The 20,930-nt window shown below is 57.3% G+C and carries 17 protein-coding genes; 3 read left to right on the forward strand and 14 right to left on the reverse strand.

The window, feature by feature from the left end; genetic code table 11:
• The 6 genes from A3AI_RS0140015 to A3AI_RS0140040 all read right to left on the reverse strand — a co-directional run.
• Positions 1-270 (reverse strand): hypothetical protein (locus A3AI_RS0140015; RefSeq protein ID WP_024515663.1); only part of this gene is annotated, 270 nt, incomplete at its 3' end.
• 544 nt (positions 271-814) lie between these two features.
• Positions 815-1,969 carry a CaiB/BaiF CoA transferase family protein gene (locus tag A3AI_RS0140020; protein WP_024520860.1) on the reverse strand — a complete coding sequence of 385 codons (1,155 nt, stop codon included), beginning with the start codon at positions 1,967-1,969 and terminating at the stop codon, positions 815-817.
• The gene (locus A3AI_RS0140025) at positions 1,966-3,258 is read right to left on the reverse strand and encodes a methylaspartate ammonia-lyase (protein ID WP_024520861.1); all 1,293 of its coding nucleotides are present in this window, start codon (positions 3,256-3,258) and stop codon (positions 1,966-1,968) included. Before A3AI_RS0140025 ends, A3AI_RS0140020 begins: the two co-directional genes overlap by 4 nt.
• 221 nt (positions 3,259-3,479) lie before the next feature.
• The gene (locus A3AI_RS0140030; protein ID WP_024520862.1) at positions 3,480-4,937 is read right to left on the reverse strand and encodes an aldehyde dehydrogenase family protein; all 1,458 of its coding nucleotides are present in this window, start codon (positions 4,935-4,937) and stop codon (positions 3,480-3,482) included.
• Between the two features lie 240 nt (positions 4,938-5,177).
• Positions 5,178-6,581, reverse strand: a complete 1,404-nt coding sequence (locus tag A3AI_RS0140035; protein WP_024520863.1) for an aminotransferase — start codon at positions 6,579-6,581, stop codon at positions 5,178-5,180.
• Positions 6,582-6,594: 13 nt separating this feature from the next.
• Complete coding sequence (locus A3AI_RS0140040) at positions 6,595-6,903, reverse strand: hypothetical protein (protein ID WP_024520864.1); 309 nt, start codon at positions 6,901-6,903, stop codon at positions 6,595-6,597.
• A gap of 226 nt (positions 6,904-7,129) precedes the next feature.
• On the opposite strand from A3AI_RS0140040, the gene A3AI_RS0140045 reads away from it, so the two are divergent.
• Positions 7,130-7,606, forward strand: coding sequence for an Lrp/AsnC family transcriptional regulator (locus A3AI_RS0140045; protein ID WP_024520865.1), 477 nt, complete (start codon positions 7,130-7,132; stop codon positions 7,604-7,606).
• A 767-nt stretch (positions 7,607-8,373) separates the two neighbouring features.
• Here A3AI_RS0140045 and A3AI_RS0140055 read toward each other — a convergent pair.
• On the reverse strand, positions 8,374-9,549 hold the full coding sequence (locus A3AI_RS0140055) for a M20 aminoacylase family protein (protein ID WP_024520867.1): 1,176 nt from the start codon (positions 9,547-9,549) through the stop codon (positions 8,374-8,376).
• Positions 9,550-10,788: 1,239 nt separating this feature from the next.
• Here A3AI_RS0140055 and A3AI_RS48520 point away from each other — a divergent pair.
• Together A3AI_RS48520 and A3AI_RS0140065 are read left to right on the forward strand one after the other, a co-directional pair.
• Positions 10,789-10,947, forward strand: a complete 159-nt coding sequence (locus tag A3AI_RS48520; protein WP_156928158.1) for a hypothetical protein — start codon at positions 10,789-10,791, stop codon at positions 10,945-10,947.
• Between the two features lie 77 nt (positions 10,948-11,024).
• Positions 11,025-12,203: a M24 family metallopeptidase gene (locus A3AI_RS0140065; protein ID WP_024520869.1), complete on the forward strand. Its 1,179-nt coding sequence runs from the start codon at positions 11,025-11,027 to the stop codon at positions 12,201-12,203.
• A 596-nt stretch (positions 12,204-12,799) separates the two neighbouring features.
• Here A3AI_RS0140065 and A3AI_RS44630 read toward each other — a convergent pair.
• The 7 genes from A3AI_RS44630 to A3AI_RS0140105 form a co-directional block, all read right to left on the reverse strand.
• Positions 12,800-13,942 (reverse strand): CaiB/BaiF CoA transferase family protein, encoded by a 1,143-nt coding sequence (locus A3AI_RS44630; protein ID WP_051382771.1) that lies wholly within the window; start codon positions 13,940-13,942, stop codon positions 12,800-12,802.
• Complete coding sequence (locus tag A3AI_RS0140075) at positions 13,939-14,415, reverse strand: FAS1-like dehydratase domain-containing protein (RefSeq protein WP_024520870.1); 477 nt, start codon at positions 14,413-14,415, stop codon at positions 13,939-13,941. The genes A3AI_RS44630 and A3AI_RS0140075 overlap by 4 nt, the downstream gene beginning before the upstream one ends.
• Positions 14,416-14,450: 35 nt before the next feature.
• Positions 14,451-15,683 (reverse strand): iron-containing alcohol dehydrogenase, encoded by a 1,233-nt coding sequence (locus A3AI_RS0140080; RefSeq protein ID WP_024520871.1) that lies wholly within the window; start codon positions 15,681-15,683, stop codon positions 14,451-14,453.
• Positions 15,680-16,792, reverse strand: coding sequence for an acyl-CoA dehydrogenase family protein (locus tag A3AI_RS0140085; protein ID WP_024520872.1), 1,113 nt, complete (start codon positions 16,790-16,792; stop codon positions 15,680-15,682). Before A3AI_RS0140085 ends, A3AI_RS0140080 begins: the two co-directional genes overlap by 4 nt.
• Entirely contained in the window at positions 16,792-17,943 is a 1,152-nt protein-coding gene (locus A3AI_RS0140090; RefSeq protein WP_024520873.1) for an acyl-CoA dehydrogenase family protein, read from the reverse strand. The genes A3AI_RS0140085 and A3AI_RS0140090 overlap by 1 nt, the downstream gene beginning before the upstream one ends.
• Before the next feature lie 285 nt (positions 17,944-18,228).
• The gene (locus A3AI_RS0140095) at positions 18,229-19,335 is read right to left on the reverse strand and encodes an ABC transporter substrate-binding protein (RefSeq protein ID WP_024520874.1); all 1,107 of its coding nucleotides are present in this window, start codon (positions 19,333-19,335) and stop codon (positions 18,229-18,231) included.
• 558 nt (positions 19,336-19,893) lie between these two features.
• Entirely contained in the window at positions 19,894-20,919 is a 1,026-nt protein-coding gene (locus A3AI_RS0140105) for an NAD(P)-dependent oxidoreductase (protein WP_024520875.1), read from the reverse strand.
• Positions 20,920-20,930: the final 11 nt, after the last annotated feature.

Here is a 20,930-nt window from a genome sequence, read left to right on the forward strand (position 1 = left end):
GCCTTCGGCCTTGACCAGGATGCCGCGGTCGGCGCCCATCGCGAGCCCCGTGCGGATCGTTTCAGACGCCTGTGCAGGTCCGATCGAAACCACCACGACCTCGGTCGCCTTGCCGGCTTCCTTCAGGCGCAGCGCTTCCTCGACTGCGATTTCATCGAAGGGATTCATCGACATCTTGACGTTGGCGAGTTCGACGCCCGTTCCGTCGCTTTTGACGCGGACCTTGACGTTGTAGTCGACCACCCGTTTTACCGGCACCAGAACCTTCATCGATCCTCTTTCGCTTCTAATTTGTGGGCTTCGCTCTTTCGGGCTTTCGGGCGCGGAACCTGGTCGGAGGGGCCCTGCTCGAAGTCGCATTCCTGTTCATGAAACGCATTCACAGCATGTGAATCCGAGTGATCGAAAATACGACCGCTTGGAGCGGATGAAGTCACAAAGGGAAAAGTCGTCAAGGAAAACGTCCGAGTTCGCCGAGCCGATTGTAACATGCCAACATCAATAGCTAGCCGCTGAGTTGACGACGGCGGTTCAGTGCTGACCAGCGCAGATGAGACGGGAGCGCTTATGTATTTGAGCTGGATCACGATGAGCTGCCTCGTTCAGTTGAGGTCCTCGAGGAATGCGTACCGTTCCGCGCGCGCAGGATCGATCATGTTGAAACGCTTTTGACGGATCAGCAGCTTCGCGGATCAGCCTGCGCCACGCCTGATCTCCGCACGTTTTCTCACTGGAGCGTGTCGACCGGACGCCCGAGCAAGTGACCAAGGGACTTGATCCATTTGCGGATCTACCAGGGCGCGAGCGGACCAAGTCACTCCCCCCGCGTCGGCTGTTGGGAGTACTTCGAAAACTCATTCCGCAACTTGGCAGAATGGGCTCCTTGAGCGGGAACAGGTCGCAATGCGGGAGCCCTTTCTTCGTCAAAGATAGCCGCCGGCGCGATCAGTTCAACATCACCTGCCGGTGTTGAAACCGGTACCCGTCGTAGATGGGGATGTTGGGATACGTCCTCTATCTGGTTGAGCCGCCCATATGCCAGTCCGGCGGTCTCCAGCTCACGCATCGCCTCCTCACTAGAGATTTGTGCGAACCGATCGACGACGACCTCATCCAAATCAACCCGGTTTCTGATCCGCTCCATATTGTGCGCGAAGCCGGGGCGGCGGATGAGGTCCGGTTGCTTGAGGAATTTGGTGCAGAAGTTCACCCATTCGCGGTCATTTTGAACGGAGAAGACGATGTCTTTGCCGTCCGCGCAGCGGTACGCTCCATAGGGCGCTAGAGACGGGTGATTCACACCTGCCCGCGCAGTGGGATAGCCGCTGTAGTCGAACTGAAGCACCGGAACATTCATCCAGTCGGCAATGGCGTCAAAAAGCGAAACCTGAATACTTGTTCCTTCCCCAGTGCGCTCACGCTGGAGCAGCGCCACTAGGATGGCGTTGAGAGCAGTCATACCAGCCGAAATGTCACACACGGAAACACCGACCCGTGCCGGGCCATGTGCTGTCCCGGTTATCGTACAAAGCCCGGTCTCCGCCTGCACGATCAGGTCATATGCTTTCAAATGAGACAGCGCACCGCCATCGCCGAAGCCGGAGATGTCACAGGTTATCAGCCGAGGAAAGCGCTTGCGAAGGTCTGCGGAGCCAAAACCAAGCTTTCTGATGCTCCCCGGTTTTAGGTTTTGAATGAAGACATCCGCCTTGGCAATCATCGCATCGAGAACTGCACGGTCATCCTCGACCGTCAGGTCAAGGCAGATGGATTCTTTCCCACGATTTAACCAAACGAAATACGCACTCTGACCCTGAACGAGCTTGTCGTAATTCCGGGCGAAGTCGCCATCGGGCCGTTCGATTTTGATGACACGGGCACCAGCATCCGCGAGGCGCGATGAAGCGTAGGGCGCTGCTACGGCCTGCTCGACAGCGACCACGGTTACGCCGTCCAGGACCGCTCTCATGCGGATACCTTAGCCTTCCGAATCGAGTTCTTCGACCGCCGGTAGTTAAGAATGGAAAGCAGTCTGCTCTGCTCATTGCCTACGATGGAAATACCCTCGTCGACGCCCATTCCAGGTTTGGCAAGCATCATGTCGGCCTGCGTGGCGACAGCAATATTGACGGCGGCTCGCGTGGACAAGTCTGTTTCGGTGCAGCTTCCACCAACGTACGCACCGACCCCATGTTTTTTACAGACCAACACAGCCCTTGCGGTGTCAGCGATCGAACCAACGTCGGGCATCTTGATCTGAGCCATATGAGCCGCCTTCGCTTCGGCGAAACGCTGGACGTCCTCAAGCGTGTTGCATCGCTCGTCGACCACGATGCGCGCTTGTGTACCCCGCCGGTCGAGAAGATCGACAATCTTGGCGTACTCTTCTAGCTGAGCTTCCGTTGACCCAAAGTCTGCGGGACACTCAATATGAAGTCGATAACCGGGAATGTCATCCGCAACCCGCGCAATGAAATCAGCAATTTTCGCCGCCTCCATTCCAATCTCAAGACCAATCCAACCGTAGACGTCGAAATGCAGAATAGGATGATATCCCGGCTGCCCGATTTCTTTCGTGCGTTTGGCAACCCATTTGACGAAATTACGAAACGTTTCGCCTGAAGGGCCGAACTTATCGCGGGAGTTGATCAATCCATGTGGTAAAACATCCACGGATTTGAGGATCATCTTGTCTACGTTGAGTTCTCTCGAATCCCCGCTCTGAGCATAGATTGGAACCGGCCTCTCCGGTAACGGCAGGGAAAATTCCGAGCAGATCACCTCGGCAAGCGTGCTCCTGGCAACATGCGCAGCAGCGCGAAGCAAGGCTTGGCTGACGCCATATTCAATGGCGAGGGGTAGCCGCTTCTCGTCGTGGTACGAAAGTACACTTCCACAAGCGCCGACGAAGCTGGATACGTCGGCAGCAAAGAGCCGCGGGACGACCACCGACTCGGTGAATGCGTCGATTGCGTCGATCTGGAAGACTGGATCACGACCGCCTGCACCCGAATATTGTACGCCCATCATGTCGCCCCACACGATGACGTCGTCCGACAAGACAAGACCGATGCCGAGTGAACGCGCCGGCATACGGATGGTCGCGAAACCAGGAGTCAGAGGGACTCCTAGATAGCGAAATCCGTCATGAGCTGCGCCAGCGCGTATCGCAGCTTGGTCATCATAGAAAAAGCTTCCATTCCCGCGGGCCAAAATAACATCTTTTATCCGTGAGGGGATTCGCATCACGCGCTCCATCTAAAACACTCGGTCGGCATGGGGAACGATCTTGATCCGAGCAAATCCGAAGAACTGCGCCACGTGCAGAAATTCATTACCGTATCCCCATTTGCCGGCACGGTTTGGGAGTCGCGTCGGCCTCCACTCATCGAGAAGCCGATGACATATCGGCTCTGGAGCGCACCATTACCGATCTGACTTCATCCACCGGATGGGGCCCCGACTGACAGGGCATTGCATCATGCGATTTCGGTCGCCCATTTCACGGCCACAGTCTCGGTTGCGTTGACGAGCTTGAGGTTTTGGAAAGTCCTCAGCCCTTCAACGCCACCCTCGTACCCGTAGCCACTCTGTTTGATGCCTGCATTTGGTGCATCCGCAGAGACGCCCTTGAGGTGGTTGATGCTGACCGCTCCCGCCGAAAGGCTGCGGATCATGCGTTTTTGAATCTCGGAAGAGTTGCTGAAGAAATACGCTGCCAAGCCATATTCGGTCGCGTTTGCCTCCGCGATCGCCTGTTCAATCGTGCTGAACGGCGCGACCGTCAGGATCGGTCCGAAAGGCTCTTCGTGAAGCACCTGAGATTCAGGGTGAACGTTGCTCAGGATTGTGGGCGGCCAATAAAAGCCCGGTCGATCGATACGTTTGCCGCCGGTTTCGACCCTTGCTCCGCGCTCAACAGCATCCCTCGTCAGCCGTTTCATGGCTTCAATGCGCCTTGCATTCGCCATAGGTCCCATGCCCGTTTCAGGATTGTCGGGCGGGCCGACCTTGATCCTTTCTGCCGCCTGAACAAGTCTCGCCAGGAAATCCATATATATTGGTCGCGCGGCTAGAATGCGGCTAGGCGCGTTGCAGCTCTGGCCCGCGCATTCAAACTTGTATTCGGATATGGCAGATACAGCCTTCGAGATGTCACCGTCCTCAAAGACAACGACCGGCGAATGGCCGCCGAGTTCTAGAACGCATCGCTGGAGATTGCCCGCTGCAATTTTGGCGAGCTGCTTTCCAACCGGCGTTGAACCGGTGAAAGACATAACTCGAACAACGGGCGAACCGAGCAGGTGCTCGGAGATCATTGGCGGATTTCCGAACACCAGATTCACAACCCCGGGCGGAATACCTGCCTCCTCCAATGCCTCCACTATAAAGATCGCGGCGCTTGGCGTCTCTTCCGCCGCCTTCAAGATTATCGGGCAACCGGCGGCAAGGGCAGGGGCAAGTTTCCTTGCGTTGAGCACGGCTGGGTAGTTCCAGGGCGTGAATCCAGCAACGACACCAATCGGCTCCGGTGCGATCATCCTTTTCTCGTCTATCGGAAATGGCGCCGACAATCTTTCTGCGTGCATCCCATTCCATTCGAGTGTTTCGACCGCTCGCGTGTATTCACCCCATGCTTCGACCAAGGTCTTGCCCTGCTCTTTGGAAAGTGCAGTCGCTGCAGTTTGCAGCTTCTCCTTAAGGATTCGTGCCGCGCGAACGAGAAGCGCACCTCGTTCGCGGGCCGGTGTATTGGACCAGCGCTGCAGACTGAGTCGTGCCGACGTCAAAGCGTCCTCGAGATCCGACGCCGAGGCGATCGCAACGCGCCCAATTTCACGCTCGGTCGCAGGACTAATAAGGCGCAGATCGGTGCCGTTACCGCCTAGGCGCCATGTTCCATCGATAAAGAGCTTGTAGGTTCTGATATCAGACATACACCGACCGTGGTAATTCGTTGCGTTAAACTGCCTGCTAACGTGGATGCCTAAGCTTCAGGGGGCTGATCCGGGACTTGAGACCATCAGCCTCAGCAGGATCACTGCAGGTCGAGACATTCACGGCATCCCGCGATGTCTCGCTATACCGATCAGCTCCGCCGGCATGAATGCAATTAGCAATGCTTTGGAGGTTCGATCTCTGGGAGATGACGGCCGACGCGCGATCGGCCGCCCTTTTTAAAACTTCACACCGCTGCGGACCAACTCGTCCATCACGAAGTGAACCGCGGTTTCGGTGATCGAAACGATTTGATCGATTTCCGACTTGGTGGTCACGAGAGGCGGAGCGAAGCCAAGGATTTCGCCATGCGGCATGGGGCGGGCTATCAGGCCCCGGTCGCGAGCGGCCTTGGACACGCGAGCGCCAACTTTAAGCGACGGTTCAAATCGCGTCTTGGTAGAGCGATCGGCAACAAACTCGATCGCGGCCATAAGACCAACCCCGCGCACCTCCCCAACGATCGGCAATTGCGCGAACTTCTCCTTGAGCTGCGCTTGGAAATAGGCGCCGACCTCCTGGGCCTTTGCGGGAAGATTTTCTTTCTCGACGATGTCGAGAACCGCATTTGCCGTAGCGGCACCGATTGGATGTCCCGAATAAGTGTAGCCATGTGAAAATGCACCGACTTTGTCTGCGCCGTCCTCCAAGACCTTGTAGACTTTGTCTCCAATGATCGCAGCGGAAAGCGGGAAGTAACCGGAAGTCAGCCCTTTTGCGACGGTGATCATATCCGGCTCCATTCCGTACCGCTGCGAACCAAACATTGATCCGGTGCGGCCGAAGCCAGTGATTACTTCGTCGGCAATCAGCAGAACGTCGTGCTTCTTGAGCACGGCCTGGATCGCTTTCCAATACCCTTCCGGAGGCGGCGTAATACCGCCGGTCCCGAGCACCGGCTCAGCGATGAACGCACCTACATTTTCCGGGCCAAGACGTTCGATAAGCCGGTCGAGTTCAACCGCACGACGGGTGGAGAACTCGAGTTCGGTCTCGCCAGGGTTCGCGCCCCAATAATGATGCGGAACACCCGTGCGCACGATCTGCGGCAGCGGGAGATCCATGTAGTCATGGTAAAAGCTCATACCCGTCATCGAGCCGGAGATGACACTGCAGCCGTGATAGCCGCGCTCCCGCGAGATGATTTTTTTCTTGGTGGGCCTACCTCGAAGGTTGTTGTAGTACCAAACGAGCTTGGCCTGCGTCTCATTAGCATCGGAGCCGGACATGCCATAGAAGACTTTACTCATCTTTCCTGGCGCCATCTTGACCAGGCGATCGGAGAGGATAGCGAGTTCGTCCGTGGTGTGCGCTGCGTAGCAGTGATAGTATGCGAGACGATAAGCTTGTCGCGAAATAGCCTCAGCGACCTCGGTACGCCCATAACCAACATTGACGCAGTACATGCCGGCAAAGCCATCGATCAGCTGATTGCCGCGAGCATCCTGGATTCGAATGCCCTGACCAGTTTCGACAATCGTTGGCTCACCGAGCTTGCCAGTCGCGAAATCTTTGAGGTGTGTGAAGGGATGCAGGACGGAGTTTTTGTCCTTGTCGCCAATTTCTCGGATATCAATGGTCATTGCGCACTCCCTTTCAATCGCAAAAGCAGACGTATTTGGGTTTTAGATTTTCGGGCGATATGGTGCCTCGAACCTTTACGGGCGACGCCAGAGCGTTTGCATTTGGCCGAAAGGGATAGGCAGCGTTGAATTCCAGGACACGGGCCGCCATAGCGACGCGTTCGAGCCGACCCACGAGCCGTATGGCGCAGCTAGGATCGCCGATATGGACGCGGTCGGCGAGAGCCCCCTCCTGATTCTTGGAATGGGAGAGGATTTCGGGCTCATCGAACGACGAGATTGCTCCAAGCTGGCCGAATGTCTTTCCTCTGACAATCAGCATGCCGCGCGTCCTCCGAGCGGGCTCGCAGTTCGCCACGCCACTGCCATCGGCTGCCGAACAGTTTGAAAGACCATCTGAAAGTCCCAAGCGGCATTTGTTGAAATGCGTATGCGTTCAGGATACTGATATCGAACACATATTTGCGCCATATCCCCCTTCGTTCGGAGGATTTCCTGCATCCTGCAGGCATTTGGCGCCGCAATTCACCTGACGGCTGGAGCCGATTATGCAGTATGATCGAACTGACGCCCGCATTCTCGAGATTGTTCAAAAGAACAACCGTTTAACTTCTGAAGTGATCGGCGAAATGGTGGGGCTTTCTGCAACGGCATGCCAGCGACGATTGAAAAGGCTCCGCTCGGAAGGCATCATCGAGGCGGATGTGTCCATCGTTTCGCCGAAGGCGGTGGGACGATCTATTCAAATGCTTGTGCTGGTGAGCCTGGAGCGGGAGCGCGCGGATATAATCGACAGATTTAAGAAGGCCATCAAATCGTCAGCTGGAGTCGTCAATGGGTTTTACGTCACAGGCGACGCCGACTTCGTCCTCTACATCACCGCGCGAAGTATGGAAGATTATGAACAGTTTACTAGGCGTTTTTTCTACGAGAACCCGAACATTAAGGGGTTTAAGACAATGGTCATAGTAGATCGCGTCAAGGTAGGCTTTGCAATTCCGATTGAGGCGCCGCCCGAGGATTGAACAAACTTTCGATATCGCCGCCTCGCTCACTCCGCGCCGTTTTACGATGCCCCCTTCCCCTGTTCCACTCATCGCTGCCCACTGACCGCCTCGTCAGCGCCACAGTTTCCAGCGCGTCATGAACGGGCTGCAGCTCAACCTTCTTCGAACAGCGCCGCTAGTTCTCCCGATGTTTTAGGGCGCGGCCATTGGAAGACACTGGCAGACCCGCATGAAGCGCTCGCCGCGGCAGACCAGTCTCCGCAATCGAGGCCGACCTCACCGCCCGTGGCGCAAGGCCGCGCATCCCGACCGCAGCGCGGCTGTCGAATGCACGTCGTTCCTACGGTCGCGCCAACAGTTCGTCGCCTCGGCGAACGCCATTTATCGGATCGCTGTCCGACGGCATTCGCCGCCGTTGCGCGGATCGGGCTCGGAGGACCGGCAAGCGGGATGAGGGCGAGGCAGGCACCAAAAAGAGTTCATTGAGACTGATGAGCCCAGAATAGCAGAGTGGCAAGTCCACCGCGGGTGCATTCCGACGAATGCACTCCACCTCTTTGACGCAGGCGCACCTCAGGAGCGCTTTGTCTCACAAGGCTTCAGACCAAGCGCTTGCACACAGTGCGACCCGAAAGCTTATTAGTTAGCGCTCATCGGACCTTGCTCAAAGCGGAGTGACCGCCGAATAGAACTGGTCACACAGGCCGAGGCCAAAAATCAGTCCCGCGGATCAGCCCCTTGTTGTGGTTTTCTGGATCCACGGATGACAACCGCGATTGGGATCCTCAGGAGCCTAACGCCGTGTCGACCAGATTCACCCAGTAACCAATGCCATAGGGCAGCGCTTCGTCGTTAAAGTCAAACGTCGGATGGTGCACACCAGCGGTGGGGCCATTGCCGATGAACATGAATGCCCCCGGACGCGCCTCAAGCATGTAGGCGAAATCCTCTCCCCCCATCCTCACCTTGAGCTTGTCGTCGACGGAGCTTTGGCCCACCAGGTTGCGCGCCGCTGTGACAGCCAGGTCAGTTTCTTTTGCATGGTTAACCGTGACTGGGACGAACCGCTGGTAGTTATAGTCGACCTCCGCGCCAAACGCTGCTGCAATGCCTTGCGCTGTTGCCAATATCTGACGTTCAGCGAAATCGCGAAGAGTGGGGACCAAGGTCCTTACGGTGCCACCCATTTCAACGCGATCGGGGATGACGTTGAATGCCTGAGCTGCGTTGAACTTGGTTACGGAGATCACGAGCGCATCGATCGGGTTCGTTCTGCGGGAGACCAGGGTTTGCAAGCCGAGGATGATCTGTGCTGCAATGACGACCGGGTCGATTGTATCATGCGGCTTGGACGCATGCCCGCCCTTGCCTTTTACGATAATTTCGAAATCGTCCTGCGCGGCCAGGATCGGACCATGACAAATGCCGAACTTGCCAACGTCTATCCCCGGAGCAGTGTGCAAGCCGAATACCCGGGAGATGCCGAAACGCTCCATGATTCCCGCTTCGATCATTTTTTCACCGCCCAGCCTGTCGCCTCCGCCATCTTCCTCAGCGGGCTGAAAAATCAATGCGACGGAACCTTTGAATCTGCGGGTGCTCGCAAGATATTTGGCAGCACCTAGCAGCATCGCCGTGTGCCCGTCATGACCGCATGCGTGCATTTTGCCAGGTGTTTTCGAGGACCAGGGCTTGTTTGAGGCTTCGATTATCGGCAAGGCGTCCATGTCCGCCCGCAATCCGATCGTAGGCCCCTCTCCGCCCTCACCCTGGATCAAAGCAACGATCCCAGTTTTGGCAATCCCGGTTTCGATGTGATTGATACCAAACGAAGCGAGCTTCTCGGCCACGAATGCCGCTGTATTATCGAGGCGATAATCGAGCTCCGGATTTTCGTGGAGGTACCGGCGCCATGATGCCACTTCGGCCTGCAAGTCTCGAAAAGTTTCAACGCTGCGCATGTCTGCTCCAACCTTACGAACTATGCCGATGGGCGCTCTCTGGCGTGCAGTGTTCTGCTGCCGGCGCCCCAGGAACACGAGACCGATTATGGGAGTTGCCGGGAATTTCACCATGCATTACGTCGATCGACGCCGGAACATTAGTCCCGCCCCCGCGCTCTCGACACGCGTTTTTTCGGGCAGGGGCGCAGGATTTCCGCGATATTTTAGCTATTGCGCGCGAAACCGGCGATGTTAAGCGCGAGTTATTACAAGCAACGTTATCCACCGGCGGCGTTCGGCGACCGCTGCTACCTCAGCCTTGACTCCTACAGAACATGCGAGAATTCACCGCCACGTTGCCGATCGCACATTCGAATTCATCTCGTTCGCTCCCTCCAGTTGACCTCGCTGACTTGGCCGCCTGACGTTGCGGGGCTTCTCTTTGGATCCACAGGCGACGCGGCGGTGGCCAGCCGGGTAGCAATTGCAAGGCAAGTGACCGTCGCGCCGAATGCTACAGCGGTAGGTTGTGTGGGCGACGCCCCCATTCGCATGAACCACTTGTTGGCTCAAGCCATAGACTATTTCGAAACTTACGAGTCGGTAAAGGAAGGGAAATGGGCTGGACGAACGGACCCGATATTGGCATCCCTGAGCGACGTACGCTTCGCTGTTGAAGCGACTAGCGTGTCTCAGCTTCTTCAGCAGGCGCGTGACCTCTTTCCTGAAGCACATACACCACCTGGGACCAATCAGCGCTTCATCGTCCTCTTCGACGCTTTGAAAGCGAGACCACAAACAAACGAAGATCATTCGTCTCTTTGCAATGAGTTCCCGCCAAATTCGGGCGTACGTTCACCGGTCCAACTTTCGATTTGCTTCTGAGAATAGGCCCTCGGGCAAGGCCGACGACCGACATCGCCACGTTGTCGAAAACCAGTCTGGGGGGCGCAGCGGCCCGGAAAGAAGCCCATCGAGAGCAGCGCCACAGCGTGACATAATATAGTCGCCCGGCTTCATGCACTTAAGATCAGTTGCGCCGCGGCGATGGGCGCGTCGGCGGCGGGCGCCAGGCAGGATTTCCGGCTCAGTTCAGGAACTGTCCGCAGGAATTCTTCATCATAGTGACCATAAACGCCTTCGATAGACGTGATGCCGTTCTAAAGTGTACTGAGCAGCCGATCGCAAACGCTGCATTGCAATCGACGCCAGCGATCAAAGAGGTCCTCTACAAGAGGGCTCAGGAGGAAACTATGATTGGTGAAGGCACTGAAATGGGGCGCCGTTATTGATCATGTTTCCAGCGGCGGAAGAGCGAGCCGTGTTGCCCATCCCCCGTCAAATGCTGGCATTTACGCTCTGTTCGCAAATCGCGGCATGATTGCCCGTGCGGCCATCTCGGCGAAACAACTTTAGCGTCCGAGGCGAGTTTGTGCTCGGCAGAACATCGCGCAATAGTGGTTTAGTCTATCAACACCTGGAGGTACATCAGTATGAAAAAGGAATTGCACTTTGAGCGTGCCGAGTTCTTGGCGCGCTTAGAGGCGGTAAAAAAAGAAATGGCCAAACGCGGGATCGATATCCTGCTGCTGTCGGAGCCCGCCAATCACAATTATCTAACTGGCTTCGACGCATATTCATTCTATACCCCGCAAATGGTGCTCGTCGCGCTAACTCATGACGAACCCATCTGGATGGGGCGCTTGATGGATCGCGTCTCAGCAACAATGACGACTTATCTTGCTGATGAAAACATTAGGGCTTATCCGGACAAGTACGTTCAATCGAAGGTGCTCTCGCCCTACAATTTTATGGCTGAGGTTGTAAAAGAAGTGGGCGGTGAAAAGGCGCGAATTGGCGTCGAAATGGGAGGCTACTATTATTCCGCTCGGGCGCATGCTGATCTCGTCCGAGCCCTGCCGCTTGCGGAGTTTGTAGACGCCGACGTGCTCGTCAACTGGATTCGAATTGTGAAAAGTCCGGCTGAGATTGCTCTTATGCGGCAAGCCGGCCGCATCACCGACGCAATGATGCAGCGGGCTATCGATACAATCGAACCCGGTGTGCGTGAATGCGATATCGCGGCTGCAGTTTACCACCAGTCAATGGCGGGTACGCCTGAGTTCGGGGGAACCTATGCATGCGCGCCGCCGTGCCTTTGCATTGGCGAGCGCGCAATCGCGCCACATGCTGCCTGGACCGACGAGCGATTGCCAGCTTCGACAACAGTCAATCTCGAACTTTTCGGAAACCGGCATCGCTATCAGGTTCAACTCTCTCGCTCGATCGCAGTCGGCAAGCCTTCCTCCGCCTACCTAAATCTTTCAGATGTTGTGCTCGAAGGGTTGAATGCTGGTCTCGAGAGTGTCCGACCTGGTCGGACATGCTCCGAGGTCGCGGGCGTCTTCCGGCAAACGCTCGCCCGCCATGGATTTGAGAAAGAGGCAAGGATTGGTTATTCGATCGGGGTAGGCTTTCCTCCGGCGATCGGCGAGCGGACCGCCAGTCTTCGCGAGGGAGATGAAACGGTCCTGCGGACCGGGATGTGTTTTCATATGATGACTGGTCTTTGGCTCGATAAGACTGGTATCACGATCACGCAATCCTTTGTGGTCACCGAGAGCGGACACGAGTCTTTGACATCGATGCCACGCAAATTGTTCGTCAAATAACCGCAATAAAAACCTTGCACTTCCAAACCATGAATCTACCCGGCAGCAGCTCTGCATGCCGCCGGGTAGTATTGCTCAGCGAGAATTTGCTTAACGGGCTGACTTGCTGCTGATCTTAAGCTCGCTAAGGCGTGTGTTCCATGTTACCCGGCCGAGCAGACCAGTTCGCTCGGCTTTGCGCCGAGCACACGCTGTTGGGTGACTTCCACAGGGATGCGCACTTCCCACGTCACTCCCGACATGCAGTCGCCATGGATCTAAGATTCCTGCAGGGAGTGTCCCAGAGCACACCCTAATCACTGAACGTACGGGGCGGTTCCTTGTGGGTCGGATCGCGATCAAGCCACGTCGTGCGGATCACAATCCACTTAACAGTTTCGACAGGAGCGCCGATTTGGAACGCGCTGCTTAAGTATTTTGTCTCGAAAAGAGCAGCTGGACATATCATCATGTCCAGCTGACATCCAACCTTGCAAGCATTGTCGCCCTTTGCCTAGTGCGTTCTTACTTCTTTGCGTCAGCAGAAATTCTGTAGGTGCGCCCCAGGCGCATTAAAGTGCTTTGCTTCTTCTCCCGCTGCAACGTTTATCAAGAGATCAATCGGACCTTGTCCGGCCCAGGATCTCCGCGTCATGTTGACCAAGGGTCGGCGGCATGCCAATAGTCGCGCGCTCACCGTCGAAGCGCACGGGGATGCCGGGCATGGTAAGAGGTCCTTCACTCGGGTGCTCTAATTCTTCGAAAAAGCCGATCGCCTTCAAATGCGGGTCGTGCTCGAGTTCCTCTAGCTTGATAACAGGTCCGACAGGTATCTCGTGGTCGTCCGCAAAAGACATCCAGTAAGCGGTGCTTTCCTTCTTGAGTTCTGCCTGGAGCAATTCATAGAGCGCAACGATGTTCTGGGTTCTTGCTCCTATGTCTCGAAAGCGGGGATCGCGGGGAATGTCGGCCCGGCCGCGGGCGGTCCATAGGCGGGTCCAATGAGCATCCGTGTAGGGCATGCAGCATAGGTAACCATCCTTGGTGGGAAATGGCCGGCGGTGCGGATTGAGTACGCGGTCGTATCCGAAGCCGGATGGATCCCGCGCGAAGTGACGGCCATACCAATGCTCGGCGACCATGAAGGACACCATAACCTCAAACATCGGTATCTCGACGTCCGTTCCGCGGCCGTGCATTATCTTCGCGACCAAAGCGGACGTGATCGCCTGTGCCGCGTAGACACCGCACAGCTTGTCAGCAAGGATTGTAGGCAGGAAGCGAGCGATGCCGGTCGCGCGGTCCATAAGATCGGGGACCGCTGCCATACCTTGGATGATATCGTCATAGGCCGGACGTCCATCATAGGGACCGTCGCTGCTGAAACCTTGAAGTCGGGCGTAGACGATATCAGGCCGTATGTCGCGGATTGTTTCGTAGTCGAGCCCGATGTTCCGGAGCTTCTGCGGCCGGATGCTGTGCATGATGGCATCGGCACCCCGCACTAGCTCGTGGAGCGCTCGCCGGTCCTCGTGTTTTTTTAAGTCAAGACATACGCTTTTCTTGTTCTTGTTAAACGCGAGGAACATGGCGGACATGCCCGGGTGTCGGGCGGGACCGGTGCTGCGCGTGATGTCTCCGGAGGGCGGCTCAACTTTGATGATTTCGGCGCCCTGCTCACCCAAGATTTGGGAGGCGAAGGGTCCGAACGCTACACTGGTCAAGTCTATTATCTTCAGACCGGCGAGAGGAAGGGTCATGCCGGCATCTCCGTCGTCCCCAATGCCCGCACCAAGCGTAGTGGCGTGTAGACGAGGACAATGACGCCGTTCTGGTTTACGATATTGTTGCGTGTACGTACGAGGCCGCGGGCACCAGCCTTTGCTTGGCGTAGTTCAATCACCTCGATGTCCACATGAATCGTGTCGCCGACGCACGTCGGCGCTTTGACGTCAATCTCGGTGTGCAGAAAAGCAAGTCCCGTGCGCTCGACGAGAGGCTTGAGCAAGCCCTCGGCCATGACATAAAGCATGCCTCCCGGAACCACACGCCCCGACATTGCATTCGCGTGGGTCTGGGTCACGTTCGTAAACAGCTCTTCCGTAAACCAAGTGAGGTTCACATAGCTATTCAGATCGGCTTCCGTAATCGTCCGACCGGCGGTATGGAATCGATCCCCTAGGCTGAGCTGATCGAAATAAAGTCCGCCGCCGAGGAAACGGGAATTAGTCACTGGATGCTCTCCTTTCGGTCATCTCTACCGAGTGATCACCACGCGTCACGCAAGATCGCATGGAGTTCTGCCGCTCGTGTCTTGAACTCGCCGTTGGGGTCAGCGTTGTAGGCACGCATGGCGCTTGCGAGAACTGCATCCAGCTGTCCCTCTTCTGTGAGGACGTCGCGCAGACGCACCAACGGTCCGCTGGCTGTCAAATCGGCCCTTATGATACCGCGGGCGGCCTCGCAATCGGCTACAGTGCGCCCTGCGATCGTCTCCGCCATCCTCATGATCTCTGAGCGGCAGAGCGGCTCCAGATGGCGCATGGCGTGCGGGACTATAGAATTGTAGATGTCGCCGAGCCGCACTTGATCGCTGAGAGTCGCGAGCCCCGCGCCGATCGCGTAGCATACGCGCACGATCCAGTGCGCAACGAAGGGAGCTCCGCCGAGATCTTCGTCGCTGTTGTGCAGCCACGCAGCGGCGCACAGATCAATGCGCGCTTGCGCCAGATGCTCGGCGCCGCGGGCGGACCGAGCGAGCATGTATGCCTGGCGCCGGACTCCTTCCACTAGAGGATTGGCACGGGCCGCCGAAGCCATTCCCATCAATGCCCAGAAATACGTGGTTCGGGCGTTGCTACAGGTCAGCGAAAGGGGCGCTGTCATCAATGCCTCAGGATCCCAGAACAGCGCTGTGGGGCGGGTCTTGGGATCGAAGAATTCAAGACGTCCCTGCTCGGGATCGACCAACGCGCTACCGCCTCGCCCCTGCGCATTGGTCGGCGCCGTGAGGACGTTGAAAATGGGGACCTTCGCGGCCGGCAGCCTTCGGGTTTCCGGCGGGGCGCCATCACGATAGCGCGTGCAGATCTCCTCTGCCGGTCGGCCCTCGGCCATGAGAATGGCGAGGAGGCGGCCGAAGACCATCGCGGTTCCCGCCCCGACCGCAACGATGCCGTCGCAACTCACGGAGCGAGCCAGCGACACCGCCTCTTCGAGGCTCCCGCGGGTGGCGTTGCGGCCGATGCGATCGAAAGTGCCCGCGCAGCCCTCGCCGAGCGCGGACGTAATCGTCGATATGAGCGGCGTTCCGCGTGCCACAGACTGTCCGCTGAGCACCATCACACGACGGCAGCTGGCTTCGACAACCACCTTGCGCAGGTGACCGAGCGCGCCTTCACCTGCGAAAATGCGCACCCGAGGCAAGGTGGCCCGGAATGCGCGCGCGCGGGGGGGAGCTTCGATCGACTCCCACGATGAGGCTGAGGCCGAGGTGTTCATATCGCAATCTCACCCAAGAGCAGCGGCCACAACGCAGCACCGCCCTTTGTGCAAACCAGATGCCCGAGCCGGCTCTGCCAGAAGGTCTCGTTGCCGAATTCATCGCGCCAAGACCAGAGGCGTCGCGTGAAGTGATGAAGCATGTATTCTTTGGTGAAGGCTATTGCTCCATGAATTTGGTGCGCAGTTGCGGCGACATGGCCGGCAGCCTCACCGCATCGCGCCTTAGCGACTGCCACCGCCAGCTCCTGCCCAGCCCGCCCCCACAATTCGCCAGCCTGCTCGGCCGCCGCCGAAGCTGCCGCATATTCTGTCGCGCAACTGGCGAGCATATGCTGTACCGCTTGAAACTTGCTGATTTGACGACCGAACTGCGCGCGCTCTTGCGAATAACCGATGGAGATATCGAGCACGCGCTGCATCGCTCCCACCATCTGTTGGGCACGCATCAGCGCGCCCAGTTGGAGGACATCCTCCATCGCTTGCGCATCGATCGGAAGGACGACTCCCTTTGCAGGCTCATCGAGAGCGAGATCCACCGTCACATCGGCCCGAGACTCATTGGCGATGCTCCTTCGGGATACTTTTTCGAAAGCGGATGCCGGCAGGAGGATAATCGCACGCCCCTCGCGCCCTTCGCCAGCTGCAAGCAGGTGCCCGTCGTTGGACCAGGGTACTCGCCTCAGCTTTCCGTAGACGCGCAGGCGGCTCCCCAGGGACTCGACCTGAAGTCTCCCGGCGCGCGGCGAAGCGAATGTCATCGGCCCCGAGATCGGTTCTCCACCGGCACGGGTCCAAAGATGAAGCGACAACATGGTTTCGACGAGAGGCGCCGGGGCAGCATGATAGCCGCACAGGCGAATGAGCCGCATGCCTTGGGCGATGTCGAGCCCGATTCCGCCCGCGTTTTCCGGAACCATCGCCAAGGGCAATTCCAGCTCGGCGAACTTGTCCCAGAGCTCAGGAACCGCGTCGCCTCGTTCCATCGCTGTCAGACGCTCAACACTGACCTCCGACGCAAGCAGGCGCCCCACTTGGTCTATCATTACCGCGACGATCTCGTCGCGTTCCGCGGATGCGTCTTCCGCGATGTCGTGCTGGACAGGCATCAACGCACCCCCAAGCCGCGCGCGATCACACCGCGCATGATTTCTCGCGTTCCTCCACGGATCGTGTACCCTGGCGCGAAAAGACGTGTCTCGGTGTAGCAGCGGCCATACGCATCATCATCCTCAGAGCTCGGCTGAGTCTCGATGAGACGACGGGCGATCTCCGGGACCGACTGCTCGAAACTGGTGCCGAGATCCTTGACAATGGCTGCTTCCAGGTAAGGATCCTGGCCTTGGGCCAGCAGCCCGGCCACACCAGCAGACATTCGCCTCAAGGCAGACAAATGCGCGAAGAGGCGTCCGACTTCCACGGATTGCAGCGCATCGGGGCGGTTTCCGATTCGATCCACCATGTCGAGAATGAGCCGAAAATCAGACATGTAGCGATCGGGCCCCGAACGCTCGAACGAAAGCTCGTGATTGACAAGTTTCCAGCCCTGACCAACCTCTCCCAAAACAGCATCGTCAGGGACAAAGTAGTCCTGAAAATGAACCTCGTTGAAGTCGTGGTGGCCGCAGAGATTGTATATGGGACGGCAAGTGATGCCTGGAACGGATGTGTCGATCACAAGCTGCGTCAGCCCGTCGTGCCGCCCCCCGTTCGCCGGCGCAGTTCTCACGAGCGCGATCATTACATGAGCGCGATGCGCGCTCGATGTCCAGATCTTCGTACCATTGATGCGCCATCCGCCGGAGCAACGCGTGGCGCGGGTCTGCACACTGGCGAGATCCGAACCGGAGTTCGGCTCGCTCATGCCAATGGCCGCGTAGCATCGTCCGGCGGCGATCGCCGGGAGATAGGTGCGCTTGATCCTCTCGCTACCAAACCTCAAGATTTGGGGACCCGTTTGGCGATCCGCGACCCAATGCGCGAAGCAGGGTGCCGAATGGGCCAGCATCTCCTCGATTACGACGAAGCGGTCCAGGTCCGTGGCGCCGCTTCCACCATATTCCTTGGGCCAGACCATGCCTATAAAGCCGGCCTCACCGGCCCGGCGTGTGAACTCCTCGTCCCAGGTGTTCCAGCTCGATATCTGTGGATCGTAACGCCCGGCATCGAGCTCTTCGCGCATGAAGGCGCGGATGCGGCGCCGGATCTCGATTGCTGATGGCGGCAGCTGCAGGGACGCAAAGCGGAAGTCAGTGGACATTCCTAAGCGCTCTCTCAATTCCGGGAAGGTTCGTTTTTAGACTAGGAACTCTTTGCTCGTAACCTAGTTGAATGAACGTCAAATGCTCGCATGCCACATGCAAACTCTTCGTACGTACATTGCGTCGCGACCGACTCAGCAAGTGGGTTTACCACGTACACTTTCACAAGCTTGTACTCCAGAAATGGGATTGCGCGAGCACGGAGGCGCGGCGCGCCGATCTTGCAAATCGACGCGTCGTCAAGCTCCCCCATTTACGAAGGCTCACGCATAGCGAACTGCGGTTTAGCGGATGCTCCAAGCGTTCCAGCGCTGCCTTAGTCGCTCGAGGTTCGACAGGCCGTCCGGTCCGGTCTCGATGTACCACTTTGCATTGATGGGAAAGCTATTTGCCATGTAGTCAGGATAGGTAGCAAGTTTGTGGGCCACCTTCTCTGGTACTAGCTTGTATGCGCTGTGGTTGCTGGGGGCGAGAGGAAACAGCTCGGCGAAGACCGCTTGGCGGTCGGCGCGAGTGGTCACCTCGATGAACTTCTGCGCATTCTGCACATTCGGGCTGCCCTTTGGAATCGTACAGAAGTCCCAACTGAGCTTAGCCTGGTTCCGATTGATTTCAATCGGCTTGCCTTCGTCAATCAAGACGAGCGCCCGTCCGTCAACGCATTGCGCGATATCGGCAACATTATCGCGCATGATCTGCAGGATCTCGGCTCCTTCTGCCCACCACTTGCGAACGTGTGGCTTGATTTTCTCGAGGCTCGCGAAAATGCGGTCGATGTCCATCGGATAGAGGGCGTCCATAGCCACGCCATCCGCCAGCAAGGCTTCCTCCCACGGTCCTCGGGACCCGAATTGACCTGTTTGGAGCGCGCGTGCGCCCGGAAACTTGGCGACGTCCCAGAATTCAGTCCAGTTTGCGGGTCGCGGCTTGCCAGCCGGGAACTTCTGGGTGTTGTAGACCATATTCGAAGAATAGAAGTAGGGAGCGAGGCCGAATGGCTGCTTGCAGTAATCGGTGATGGCGCCGAGCTCGTCCTTCTTGCAAATCGAATAGTCGATGTCCTCGAGTAGGCCGTTTGCAGCGAGGCTATTCGCGGAGATCTGGTTTACGATAACGACGTCGACTGTAACGCTCTTGGATTTCACCATGAGCCCAACTTGCGCGTCGCTGAGGCTCTGGTTGACGGGTATCACTTTGATCCCTGTCTCGGCCTCGAAAGGTTTCACAAAAGCGTTCATAAGGGCGTTAGCATATTCGCCCCCACTCATATTCACCCTCAGTTCACGCGAAGATTGCGCGAAAACCCTGTTGCTGCCCGATGACAGCGCGCCGACGGCGAGAGCGGACGACGTCGCCTGCATAAATCGCCTGCGATTGACCGAATGGTTCACGTTTCCCTCCTCAAGTTTCGGTCCCGGTCGGTCGGAACCTCTTGTTCCTCATTAGATGCTAGCGAGTCGTACAGTCGAAAATCTCCAATCTCGCGCACAGAGTAGCCGAAATTATGCGCCAGAGATTAACGACATGAAGTTTAGATGCGTGCAGCGGTTACCTCTGACTATGCGAACGAGCGCACCAAGGCGCTCAGACATTCGAGCCGGCGCGCGGGTCCATCGAAGATTTCTCCGCGACGAGGGTTGATGCAGCTCCTGCGCCAGCGGTACGGACCCAGCAAGCGTGCATGGCCGCGAGGAAGAGGGTGGCTCGGGCCCGCACCGAGACGGCCGCGGGCCACAGTGGCCGACCGGCCAGTCAATTGCATTCGTAGAGCGCCGCAGCTTGCAGCCTCAATCGCTGCAGGCGCTCACCGTCGCAATGGCGGTATCGGCGAGCATTCGAATGGTCAGAATGGTTGCTCGCAATAGCAAATCGGCCATACCTATGCCAGCGGCCTCGAAGTCGAGATGAACGCCTTCGACCTCCCTTTGACCGACCATATGACCACCAATTTAGTAGCCCAAGTCCGGACTGACCTCGCGCGAGAGCGGCTTTCCTGCTGCAAACTCCACCAAATTCTCCACGCCCCACCGAATGTAGCGTTCCAGAGCATCGTCTGCGTTTGCAGCTTGATCGTTGGAGGCAATTACGTTCGGAAGCCTGGCGATCCGTAGGCGTGGCGTGCGGCTTACCGGAAAAGTTCGTCCAAACTCATAAGACTGCCAGGCATCTGCCGCGTAACCGCTTAAACGGCCGGAAGTAAGCGCGTCGTAGAGAGGTTTCTCTTGAACCAATTTGCCTCGAGCTATGTTCACCAAAAAGGCAGATGGCTTCATAGCCTCGATTTGCGCTTTGCCAAAAAACTGAAAAGTTTCGACGGTATGAGGCGTGGCGAGGACCACATAGTCACACTTCGCAAGCACTGAATGTAACTCGTCCATTCCGTGCATTAAATCGACGTACTCCACGCTCCGCTCTTTGTTGCGGCGAACCCCAAGAACGTGCATATCGAAGCCCTTCGCACGCTTTGCAATGAGACTTCCTATGTGCCCAACGCCGATCACTCCGATAGTGCGATCACTGAGCATCGCGGATCGATATTCATCCGCAAATAGGGGAAAGAATTTGTGATTTTCTGACGCAGCTTCGTGTTTCATCAGCGCCTTCTTCGCGAGGGCAAGCACGAACATCATCGCCTGCTCCGCCACCGCGGTGGCATTTGCGCCGCGAATATTCGCAATCTTGATACCGCGCTGTTTCGCCAGCGAAAGGAATCCAATCTGACGCAGATCGTCAACGCCGCTATGAAACCAGCTCAATATTTTGAGCTTGTTCGAAATTTCGGGTATGCCTTCTGGAAGAGTCCAGCCGATGAACGCATCAGCGTCAACGGCGTGGCGCGCGATGTCTAAGTAGGTGCACTCAAAGCGAGAAAAGTACTCGCCCTTTGGCACAACAAGATCTGTATCACGAGGCAATGCATTCTTTATGTAGACGGTCTCGTCTTCCGTCGCGTGCCACAAGCAAACAACTTTCATCGTGCGATTTC

It is taken from the genome of Bradyrhizobium sp. Tv2a-2, from assembly GCF_000472425.1.
In the GTDB taxonomy this organism is placed as follows: domain Bacteria; phylum Pseudomonadota; class Alphaproteobacteria; order Rhizobiales; family Xanthobacteraceae; genus Bradyrhizobium.

Coding starts and splice junctions, on each gene's coding strand:
- A3AI_RS0140020 (WP_024520860.1), bottom strand. CDS start 1,969: ATGAGAGCGGTCCTGGACGGCGTAACCGTGGTCGCTGTCGAGCAGGCC.
- A3AI_RS0140025 (WP_024520861.1), bottom strand. CDS start 3,258: ATGGAGCGCGTGATGCGAATCCCCTCACGGATAAAAGATGTTATTTTG.
- A3AI_RS0140030 (WP_024520862.1), bottom strand. CDS start 4,937: ATGTCTGATATCAGAACCTACAAGCTCTTTATCGATGGAACATGGCGC.
- A3AI_RS0140035 (WP_024520863.1), bottom strand. CDS start 6,581: ATGACCATTGATATCCGAGAAATTGGCGACAAGGACAAAAACTCCGTC.
- A3AI_RS0140040 (WP_024520864.1), bottom strand. CDS start 6,903: ATGCTGATTGTCAGAGGAAAGACATTCGGCCAGCTTGGAGCAATCTCG.
- A3AI_RS0140045 (WP_024520865.1), top strand. CDS start 7,130: ATGCAGTATGATCGAACTGACGCCCGCATTCTCGAGATTGTTCAAAAG.
- A3AI_RS0140055 (WP_024520867.1), bottom strand. CDS start 9,549: ATGCGCAGCGTTGAAACTTTTCGAGACTTGCAGGCCGAAGTGGCATCA.
- A3AI_RS0140065 (WP_024520869.1), top strand. CDS start 11,025: ATGAAAAAGGAATTGCACTTTGAGCGTGCCGAGTTCTTGGCGCGCTTA.
- A3AI_RS44630 (WP_051382771.1), bottom strand. CDS start 13,942: ATGACCCTTCCTCTCGCCGGTCTGAAGATAATAGACTTGACCAGTGTA.
- A3AI_RS0140080 (WP_024520871.1), bottom strand. CDS start 15,683: ATGAACACCTCGGCCTCAGCCTCATCGTGGGAGTCGATCGAAGCTCCC.
- A3AI_RS0140085 (WP_024520872.1), bottom strand. CDS start 16,792: ATGCCTGTCCAGCACGACATCGCGGAAGACGCATCCGCGGAACGCGAC.
- A3AI_RS0140090 (WP_024520873.1), bottom strand. CDS start 17,943: ATGTCCACTGACTTCCGCTTTGCGTCCCTGCAGCTGCCGCCATCAGCA.
- A3AI_RS0140105 (WP_024520875.1), bottom strand. CDS start 20,919: ATGAAAGTTGTTTGCTTGTGGCACGCGACGGAAGACGAGACCGTCTAC.